This window comes from Mycobacterium sp. UM_Kg27 (assembly GCF_000972905.1).
GTDB lineage: Bacteria > Actinomycetota > Actinomycetes > Mycobacteriales > Mycobacteriaceae > Mycobacterium.
Genome location: NZ_JRMM01000004.1, coordinates 61,877 through 71,074, shown reverse-complemented (window position 1 = coordinate 71,074; position 9,198 = coordinate 61,877). Strand labels below are relative to the sequence as shown.

Annotated in this window: 9 protein-coding genes; 4 read left to right on the top strand and 5 right to left on the bottom strand. The window is 66.3% G+C overall.

Going from position 1 to position 9,198, the window contains the following annotated elements; translation table 11 throughout:
• Together LI94_RS01510 and LI94_RS01505 are read right to left on the bottom strand one after the other, a co-directional pair.
• Positions 1-1,487, bottom strand: a 1,487-nt coding sequence (locus LI94_RS01510) for a GAF domain-containing protein (RefSeq protein WP_046300072.1), incomplete at its 3' end; no start/stop codon positions are given.
• Positions 1,480-2,121, bottom strand: coding sequence for a response regulator transcription factor (locus LI94_RS01505; RefSeq protein WP_024443613.1), 642 nt, complete (start codon positions 2,119-2,121; stop codon positions 1,480-1,482). The genes LI94_RS01505 and LI94_RS01510, both read right to left, overlap by 8 nt.
• A gap of 165 nt (positions 2,122-2,286) precedes the next feature.
• Here LI94_RS01505 and LI94_RS01500 point away from each other — a divergent pair, with 165 nt between their 5' ends.
• Positions 2,287-3,057: a glucose 1-dehydrogenase gene (locus LI94_RS01500; protein WP_046300071.1), complete on the top strand. Its 771-nt coding sequence runs from the start codon at positions 2,287-2,289 to the stop codon at positions 3,055-3,057.
• A gap of 5 nt (positions 3,058-3,062) precedes the next feature.
• Here LI94_RS01500 and LI94_RS01495 read toward each other — a convergent pair whose 3' ends face one another.
• The 3 genes from LI94_RS01495 to LI94_RS01485 are packed head-to-tail and all read right to left on the bottom strand — an operon-like array spanning position 3,063 to position 6,828.
• Positions 3,063-3,848: a slipin family protein gene (locus LI94_RS01495; RefSeq protein WP_024443615.1), complete on the bottom strand. Its 786-nt coding sequence runs from the start codon at positions 3,846-3,848 to the stop codon at positions 3,063-3,065.
• Positions 3,845-4,492: a hypothetical protein gene (locus tag LI94_RS01490; RefSeq protein ID WP_046300070.1), complete on the bottom strand. Its 648-nt coding sequence runs from the start codon at positions 4,490-4,492 to the stop codon at positions 3,845-3,847. Before LI94_RS01490 ends, LI94_RS01495 begins: the two co-directional genes overlap by 4 nt.
• A 2-nt stretch (positions 4,493-4,494) precedes the next feature.
• On the bottom strand, positions 4,495-6,828 hold the full coding sequence (locus LI94_RS01485) for a cbb3-type cytochrome c oxidase subunit I (protein ID WP_046300069.1): 2,334 nt from the start codon (positions 6,826-6,828) through the stop codon (positions 4,495-4,497).
• Positions 6,829-6,991: 163 nt separating this feature from the next.
• Here LI94_RS01485 and LI94_RS01480 point away from each other — a divergent pair, with 163 nt between their 5' ends.
• The 3 genes from LI94_RS01480 (at position 6,992) to raiA (ending at position 9,172) form a co-directional block, all read left to right on the top strand.
• A complete protein-coding gene (locus LI94_RS01480) occupies positions 6,992-7,657 on the top strand; it encodes a carboxymuconolactone decarboxylase family protein (RefSeq protein ID WP_024443618.1) in 666 nt (221 codons plus the stop codon).
• Positions 7,658-7,702: 45 nt separating this feature from the next.
• On the top strand, positions 7,703-8,350 hold the full coding sequence (locus tag LI94_RS01475) for a ComF family protein (RefSeq protein ID WP_024443619.1): 648 nt from the start codon (positions 7,703-7,705) through the stop codon (positions 8,348-8,350).
• 120 nt (positions 8,351-8,470) lie between these two features.
• The gene (raiA, locus tag LI94_RS01470; protein WP_036458583.1) at positions 8,471-9,172 is read left to right on the top strand and encodes a ribosome-associated translation inhibitor RaiA; all 702 of its coding nucleotides are present in this window, start codon (positions 8,471-8,473) and stop codon (positions 9,170-9,172) included.
• The last annotated feature ends 26 nt before the right edge of the window (positions 9,173-9,198 follow it).

Here is a 9,198-nt window from a genome sequence, read left to right as displayed (position 1 = left end):
GTATTACTGACCGCCTCGGAGACCACCGCTTCGGCGTGATCGGCCAGCGCCGGCTCCACCACCGAGAGCGGGCCGATGAACTGGACAGTGGTGTGCAGCCCCGATCCGGAGAATTGGGCCACCGCGTTGTCCAGTCGCTGCCGCAACGGTGTCGCCGCGGAGGCGACACCGTGCAGGTCGAAGATCGTGGTGCGGATCTCGCCGATGATCGCCTGTAAGTCGTCGACGGCATCGGAGAGCCGGCGCTGCACGGCGGCGTCTCGGCTGCGTGGAATGGTGCCCTGCAGCGACAGCCCCACGGCGAACAGCCGTTGGATCACATGGTCGTGCAGGTCGCGGGCGATCCGGTCCCGGTCGGTGACCACGTCGAGTTCGTGCATGCGGCGCTGCGTGGTGGCCAGCTGCCAGGCCAGCGCGGCCTGATCGGCGAACGCCGCCATCATGTCGAGTTGCTCGGTGTTGAACGGGGGAGTGCTGCTGTGACGCATCACCACGACCACTCCGGCTACCGCGTCGGCGGTGCGCAGCGGAAGTATCAGGGCGGGCCCGGCCGCACGCACACCGCTCAGCGTCAGCCGCTCGACGCGGTGCGGCTCACGCTTCGAGAAGGCCTCGCCGACGGGGGAGCCGGTCACCGGCAGGGTCTCACCAGACAGGAAAGCCATTGTCGGCCCGATGGTTTCGACTACCAGGAGTTCGCTGACCTCCGATTCGGCGGCATCCTCGTCCAGCGGGATGGCCACCAGGGCCGACTCGGCACCGGTGAGCTTGCTGGCCTCTTCGGCGATCAACCGGAACACCGTGGACGGGTCGGTGCCCGACAGTAGTTCGGTCGCGATGTCGTGGGTGGATTCGATCCAGGATTGCCTTGCCTTGGCCTGGGCATACAAGCGGGCGTTGGCGATCGCGATCCCGGCGGCGGCGGCCAGCGCCTGAACCAGCACTTCATCGTCTTCGCTGAATGGTTGTCCGTCGGCTTTCTCGGTGAGGTACAGATTGCCCACGACCTCCCCTCCCGCGCCCACCGGCACGCCGAGGAACGTCCGCATCAAGGGGTGGTGGGGCGGAAAACCTATGGAGGCGGGATGTTTGGAAAGGTCGTCCAGTCGCAGGGTTTGGGGTTCGTCGATCAGCAGACCGACCACCCCCACCTGCTGGGGCAGCCGGCCGATCTTGAGGAACGTTTCGTCGTCGATGCCCTCGTAGACGAACTGCTGCATTCGGCGTTGGCGGTCGTGTACTTCCAGCGCACCGTATTGGGCATCGACCAGACTGGTAGCGGTCTGCACGATGGTGCGCAGGGTCTCGTCGAGTTCCAGACCCGAGGTGACGGCCAGCATCGCTGCCAGCAGTCCGTCGAGGCGGTCGCGGCCTTCCACGATCTGCTGGACCCGGTCTTGCACGCCGACCAGCAGCTCGCGCAGCTGCAGATGAGAAAGTTTGTCGCGCAGCGGGTTCGAGCCTTCCTCGGGTGCGTCGTCAGTCATTCCGGGCGCGCTCGAGCTTGGTGGCGAAGACCGCGGCCTGAGTGCGACGCTCCATGCCCAGCTTGGCCAGCAGCCGTGACACGTAGTTCTTGACGGTCTTCTCCGCCAGGAACATCCGGTCCGCGATCTGCTTGTTGGTCAGTCCTTCGGCGAGCAGGCTCAGCAGTGTCCGTTCCTGTTCGGACAGGCCCGACAGTGGATCGGGCTTGGCGGCGGCGCCCCGCAGTTTGGCCATCAGGGCCGCTGCAGCGCGGTTGTCGAGCAGCGATCGTCCCGCGCCGACTTCCTTGACCGCGTGGGCCAGCTCCATGCCCTTGATGTCCTTGACGATGTAGCCGCTGGCGCCGGCCAGGATGGCGTCGAGCATTGCCTCGTCGGAGGTGAAGGAGGTCAGGATCAGGCAGCGTAGTTCGGGCATCCGCGCCAGCAGGTCACGGCAGAGTTCGATGCCGTTGCCGTCCGGCAGCCGGACATCGAGCACCGCGACGTCCGGAGACAACGCGGGTATGCGGGCCAGGGCTTCGGCCACCGAACCGGCCTCACCGACCACATCCAGTTCGGGGTCGGCGCCCAGCAGGTCGATCAGGCCGCGCCGCACCACCTCGTGATCGTCTACCAGAAAGACTCTGATCACATCGCGTCCTCTCCGAAGCCGTCGTCGCGGCGCGCACCCAGGCACTGCCCACGGTAGCGGCGACACCGGCGGATTCACAGAGCACAAAGCCCCGATCCGCAGAAGGGTCAGGCTTCGGGGGTGATCTACGCTTCTTGCGTCTTGGCCCTGACGTAGGAGATCCCAGTGGACAGGTCTGCCCTCACTGCATTGTTCGACCTGACCGGACGCACCGCCATCGTGACAGGCGGAACGCGCGGCATCGGGCTGTCGGTTGCGCACGGGTTGGCCGCTGCCGGCGCCAACGTGGTGGTGGCCAGCCGCAAGAGCGAGGCCTGCGATCAGGCCGCGGAGCAACTGCGCCAGGCCGGCGCGCAAGCGATCGGGGTGCCGACCCACCTCGGGGACGGCGAGGCGATCGAGGCGCTGGTGGGCGCCACAGTCGACCGGTTCGGGGGGGTGGACATCGTCATCAACAACGCTGCCAATGCGCTGGCGCTGCCGTTGGGCGAGATCACCTCGGAGGCACTGAACAAGTCGTTCGCGGTCAATCTGCAGGGGCCGGTCTTCCTGGTTCAGGCGGCGCTGCCGCATCTTCGCAAGAGCGAGCACGCCGCCATCGTCAACGTGGTGTCGGCCGGCGCCTTCGTCTATTCGCCGGCGACGTCGATGTACTCGGCGGCCAAGGCCGCACTCGTGTCCTTCACCCGGTCCATGGCGGCCGAGCTGGCGTCCTCGCGCATCCGGGTCAACGCGATCGCACCCGGACCGGTCAACACCGACATGGTGCGTAACAATCCGCCGGAGTTCATCGCAGCATTGCGGGCTGCCACGCTGCAGCAGCGCATTGCCGAGCCCGACGAAATGGTCGGGCCGGTACTGCTTCTCGTCTCCGACGCAGGCAGCTACATCACCGGCCAAACCATCCATGCCGACGGCGGGATGGTCGCGCGGTAGCGCCGTTAGTCCCGCTTGACGGCACGCAGTGCTTCGGCCGCACCGCCCAGGAACGGGGTGATGATGTCCACCGGCAGCGGGAACACCACAGTGGAGTTCTGGTCGGCCCCGAGTTCCAAAAGGGTTTGCAGGTACCGCAGTTGCAGCGAGGCCGGGTTCTGCGAAAGCCGTTCGGCGGCCTGGCTGAGTTCCTCGGAGGCCTGTAGCTCGCCGCGGGCGTTGATCACCTTCGCCCGGCGCTCGCGCTCGGCCTCGGCTTCGCGGGCCATCGCCCGTTGCATCGACTCGGGGATCTCCACGTCCTTGATCTCGACCACCCGCACCTGCACGCCCCACGGCTCGGTCTGCTTGTCGATGATCGTGCGCAGGTCGGCGTTGAGATCGTCGCGGTGCGCCAGCAGCGTGTCCAGATCGGCCCGGCCCAACAGGGAACGCAGCGTAGTCTGGGCGATCTGCGAGGTGGCCACGGCGTAGTTCTCGACCTCCATGATCGCCTTGAGCGGATCGGTGACCTGGAACATCACCACCGCGTTGACCCGGGCCGGAACGTTGTCGCGAGTGATCACCTCCTGCGGCGGAATGGTCAGGGTGACCACCCGCTGATCAACCCGAATCATTTTGTCCACCAAGGGGAACAGGAACTTCAGGCCTGGTTGGTAGAGCGGGCGGGCATGGCCCATCCGGAACACCACGCCGCGTTCGTACTCGCGCACCACATTCAGCGCGAAATATGCCAGCACTGCGAGCGCCACGACGGCCAGCGCCAGCACGGTGATCAGTCCCTCACTCATTTGAGTTGCTGCCTTCTGCTCGACGCGTTGTCGGAAAAGCCGCCCCACCGGGTGGAGTACCGGTCGATCGCGGCCTCGACGTTCAATGCCTGATCTTCGGCGACGGATGGGTGCGGCCGATCATCGGGGGCGTTACTCGGGGTGCTCCACAGGTGACGCAGCAGGGGATAGCCGCCGGCCGCCACCACGGCGATCGCCGCGGTCAGCACCAACACGTCGGCGGCCGAGTGATTCACGAACAACGTCGCAGCCGGCAGGATGATCCCGAAACCCGCTACCGAACAAGCGATGCCCCGGTGAAAGCGGCCGGTTTCCGAGTGCGGCCACGGATCGACCGCCCGGCTGATCTCCCGGCCGTGGTGCGACGTGGTGCAGGTGTCCTTGACCGGACAGGAGTTGCAGACCGACGGCGTCGCCCGGTACCGCATCACCCGGTTGTCCGGATCGAACGAGGTGGGCCAGAGCCACTGGTCCTGCGGGCACTTCCACGCGTCATGATCGTCGTGGTAGACGAACTTGCCCGTGCGCCACTGCGCCGCGCGTTCGGAGGTCCGCTGGGCCATCCGGTCGAAACCCCAGGCGAAAGTCAGCAACAGCAGCGCGTAGCCGGCAACCAACCACACCCATGTCGCCGGCCCGGACATGATCAGTCCTTGCCCGCGGCGGCGGACTCTGCCGGAACCTCGACGTAGAGCGGGTTCTCCGGCAACTCGTCGACCGTCTCGCCGGAGCGGAAGTTACGCAGCGCGATCCAGGCGATCCAGACGAACGGCACCACACCGGCGCCGATCAGGATCGCGTCGCCGGGCAGGCGCAGCCATTCCAGCAGCGCGTTGCCGGGCTGGGTGATGTAACCCAGCGAGCGCGCCTCGAAGTAACCCGCGTTGACCGAGTGGAACAACTGCAGCACGCCCAGCGGCAACAGGGTGACGAACACCATCCATGCCAGGCCGATGTTCATGCCCCAGAACGAGATCCGGGCCAGCTTGTTCGGCCACTGGTCCGCCGGGATCACGTAACGGAAGGCGAACATCGCCAGGCCGACCGCCAGCATGCCGTAGACGCCGAACATCGCGGCATGCGCGTGGTTGGCGGTCAGTGCCGTCCCGATCTCGTAGTAGGACACCACCGGCAGGTTGATCAGGAACCCGAAGATGCCTGCGCCCAGGAAGTTCCAGAACCCGACGGCGACCAGGAACATCACCGCCCAGCGGGCCGGGAAGTTGTTCTGCTCACCGGCTTCCTGGCGGGCACCCAGCTGCAGGAAGGCCCAGGCCTCCACGGTCAGGAAAGTCAGGGGGATGACCTCGGCGGCCGAGAAGAACGCGCCCAGTGCCATGTGCTCCACCGGTGTGCCGGAGAAGTACAGGTGGTGCATGGTGCCGATCACGCCGCCGGCCGAATACAGGATGATGTCGAGGAAGATGACCAGCAGCGCAACGCGCTCGCGCACCACCCCGAGCTGAACGAAGATGTAGGCCACCATCGCGGTGGTGAACAGCTCCAGGAAGTCCTCCACCCACAGGTGCACCATCCAGAACCGCCAGAAGTCGGCGACCGAGAAGTGCGTCTCACTGCCGGCCAGCAGGCTGGCCGCGTAGAACGTCGGGATGGCCAGGCCGGTGAAGAAGAACATCCAGGGCAGGTTCATCTTCGAGGTGGTGGCCAGCTTCGCGCGCATGCCGCGCCAGATGATGACGATCCACAAGAACAGGCCGACGATCAGCAGCAGCTGGAACAGTCGGGGCAGGTCCAGGAACTCCCACTGCTGGGAGAACAGGGTGCCGGGCTTGATAACCCCGAAGATCGACAGCGCCTCAAAGGCCAGCGAACCGAAGACCACCACTGCCAGCGCGCCGAGCAATCCGTATACCAGGACCGACTGCTTGCCGGGCTCGCGGCGGGTGATGAAGGGCACCAAGAAGATTCCACCGGCCAGGAACGCCGCCGCGGTCCAGAACAGTGACAGCTGCAGGTGCCAGGTTCGGGCCAGGTTGTAGGGCAGGACCTTGGCGAGGTCGATCCCGTAGAACTCCGACAGATCCGCCCGATAGTGCTCGACGGCGCCGCCGAGCAGGACTTGGGCCAAGAACAGCACCGCGACCACGGCGAAGATCCAGATCGCGGCGCGCTGCGAGCGGGTCAGCGGCACCTCGCCGGGCTGGCGGAAGTGCAGTTTGGTCATCTCCGTGCCGTGCCAGCCGATGTTCTGGCTCCAGCGACCGTAGACGGTGAACATGACGCCGATGCCGCCCAACAGCATGATCAGCGACAGCACCGACCACACCACCACCGATCCGGTGGGCCCGTTGTCGACGCGCGGCTCCGAGGGCCAGTTGTTGGTGTAGCTGTAGTTGTGGCCGGGCCGATCCGCGGCCGCCGCCCACGCGGTCCAGGCGAAGAACGCGGTCAGATCGCGGATCTCGCCGGGCTCGGTGATCATGTGCGGCAGCAGGCCGTACTTGGTGGAGGCTTCGCCGAAGTAGTCGGCGTAGTGCTGCTCGATGGTGTTGAAGGCCTGGACCTGTTTGTCGGTGAATACCAGCGTTTTGGTGTCCGCGTTATAGCGGTTGGTTCGGAACTCGGCGACCACGGCGTCGTGCGGGTTCGCCACGCCCTGCGCCTTAAACTGATCGGCGACGTCTTCGGTGGCCAGCCGCAGATATTCGGCGGTGTAGTCGGGGCCCAGGTAGGCGCCGTGGCCCAACACCGAGCCGTACTGCATGAGGCCGCGGGCCTGATAGAGCTGTTGGCCACGGGTGATGTCGGCGCCGGTGAACAGCTGCTGACCGGATTCGGCAACGACCTTGTCCGGCATCGGCATTGACGCCGTGTACGTGCGATAGGCCAGGATGCCCATCACCAGGAATCCGAAGATCATGACCAGGGCCACGCCCTGCGCCCAACCCTTGCCGACCAGCGCTTCGGCACGGCCGGATCCGGTGGTGGGCGCGCCCACCTGTGTCGCATCGGTGCTCATGGACGGCACGCTAACAGTATCGAGGATGAAAATTCGCGAAACTGTTAGTGCCCTCACTAATTTGGGGTCTGGCGTTAGTTTCTCTGTTGACCAAATGCCCCTTGACGCCAAGGTACGACATACCGTAGTAGCGGTCCGATGTGCGGGCCGGAAAGGACACACCATGCCCCGCCTCCGCGAGATCCCGCGCGCCGAAGTGACCGACGAGCAGATCTTGTTCTTCTACGATCGGTTGTTCGGCGCGGGCATAGAACCCGTAGGCCCTGACGCTTCGGCGACAGCTTCCGGCGGCCACCGCACCATCCACGGGACACCGGGGGACTGGTGGACGGTCTTCGCCCAGGCGCCCAAGGTGTTCTCCCACGCCGTACGTGGATTCGCTCTCTATCGCAACGCCTCGCTGGACCCGCTGCTGCGCGAGCTCGGTCAGGCCCGCGCCGGCTACGCCCGCGGCAGTCAGTTCGTCTTCTCCCAGCACTGCAAACAGATGCGTTCGCTGGGTATGTCCGAGGAGAAGATCGCCGCGTTACCGTCCTGGCAGGTCAGCGACGCCTTCTCCGGGCTCGAGCGCGCGGTGCTGGCTTACACCGATGCCCTGGTCTACGACGGCGGGCGGGTGGCCGACGAGATCTTCGCGGTGCTGCAGGCGAACCTGTCGGACCGCGAGATCATGGAGCTGACCTACATCACCTGTATGTATGACATGCACGCCACCATCTGCCGTGCGCTGCGGCTGGAGTTCGACGACCGCGCGGAGCCGATCACCGAGGTCCAGGTGCCCGAGGGGCTCGCGGTGGCCGACCTGTCGGCGGACCTGGCCGGGGACTGACCGCGGCTTGGTCGACTTGTCGCACCCCGGGGGCACCATCGGTCTGTGCTTGACGCGGTGCTTCCTCTGCAGTGCGGCGGCTGCGGTACACCCGGGACCCGATGGTGCGCCGCCTGCGCCGCGCAGCTGGCGGTCGGGCCCGAAGAACCCCGGGTGATCGCCCCGCGGCTGGATCCGCAGGTTCCGGTTTTCGCCCTGGGCCGATACGCCGGCGCCCGCCGGCAGGCGATCGTCGCGGTCAAAGAACGCGGCCGCAGCGACCTCGTCGCTCCGCTGGCTTGGGCGTTGGGGGCGGCGCTGCAGCGGCTGCTGTGCTGGCAGATGGTGGACCTACCGCTGACGATCATCCCGGCACCCACCCGCCGCAGCGCTGCCAGACGGCGCGGGGGCGACCCGATCACGCGCATCGCCGCTACGGTTGCCGCGCGCCATGCGGGTGTGACGGTGGTGCCGGCATTGCGGATGCGGGCGCTGACCCGCGACTCGGTCGGTCTGGGCAGCGCCGCCCGGGAACGCAACGTCGCCGGGCGGGTACTGCTGCGCCGGGGTGGGCTGGCGAGTTCCTCCGCCGCGGGCGATGTCCTGATTGTCGACGACGTGGTGACCACCGGAGCGACCCTGGCCGAGTCGGTTCGGGTGCTACATCAGGCCCGGGTGCGGGTTTCTGGCGCGCTCGTGATCGCTTCGGTATAAGACGGGTGTCAAACGGGTGCGCCAAACCGGTGGCATCTCTCCGGCGGCATGGCTACGGTCGTCATCAAGGGACGGGGGACCTTGAAGGAACGTGGTCGAGACGACAGGAGAGTGTCGAGCATGGCAAATCAATTTGTGGAAACCAGCCCGGCGTCAGTCGACGTGGAGGAGCGGCCGGATCAGTCGGGCGCCGAGATCGTGGTCAAGGGTCGTAATGTTGAGATTCCAGACCATTTCCGGGTTTACGTCGCGCAGAAGCTGGCCCGCGTGGAGCGGTTGGACCGCTCGATTCGCCTGTTCGATGTCGAGCTCAAGCACGCCAATAATCGACGCCAGCGAAAATCCTGCCAGCAGATCGACATCACCGCGCACGGACGCGGCCCGGTGGTCCGCGGGGAGGCCCGCGCCGACAGTTTCTATGCCGCATTCGAGGCTGCGATCGATCGACTGGAGAGCCGGTTGCGCCGCGACAAGGGCCGTCGCAATGTCTCGTACGGCGACAAGACCCCGCTGTCGGTAGCGGAGGCCACCGGTGCCACCAATTTGGACCCGGAGTTCCTCGCCAGCGCATTCAACCGGGACGGCACCGCCGAACCCGACCACCGTGAGGAGGTCGGGCACAGTAGCGGCCACGAGCATGAGCCCGGCCAGATCGTGCGCACCAAAGAACACGCCGCGACGCCCATGTCGGTCGACGACGCGCTCTACGAGATGGAGCTCGTCGGCCACGATTTCTTCCTGTTCCAGGACAAGGAGACCGACCAGGCGTCGGTGGTCTACCGACGGCACGCCTACGACTACGGCTTGATTCGTTTGGTCTGAGCACTGCCGTTCCGAGCTGCGTGGGC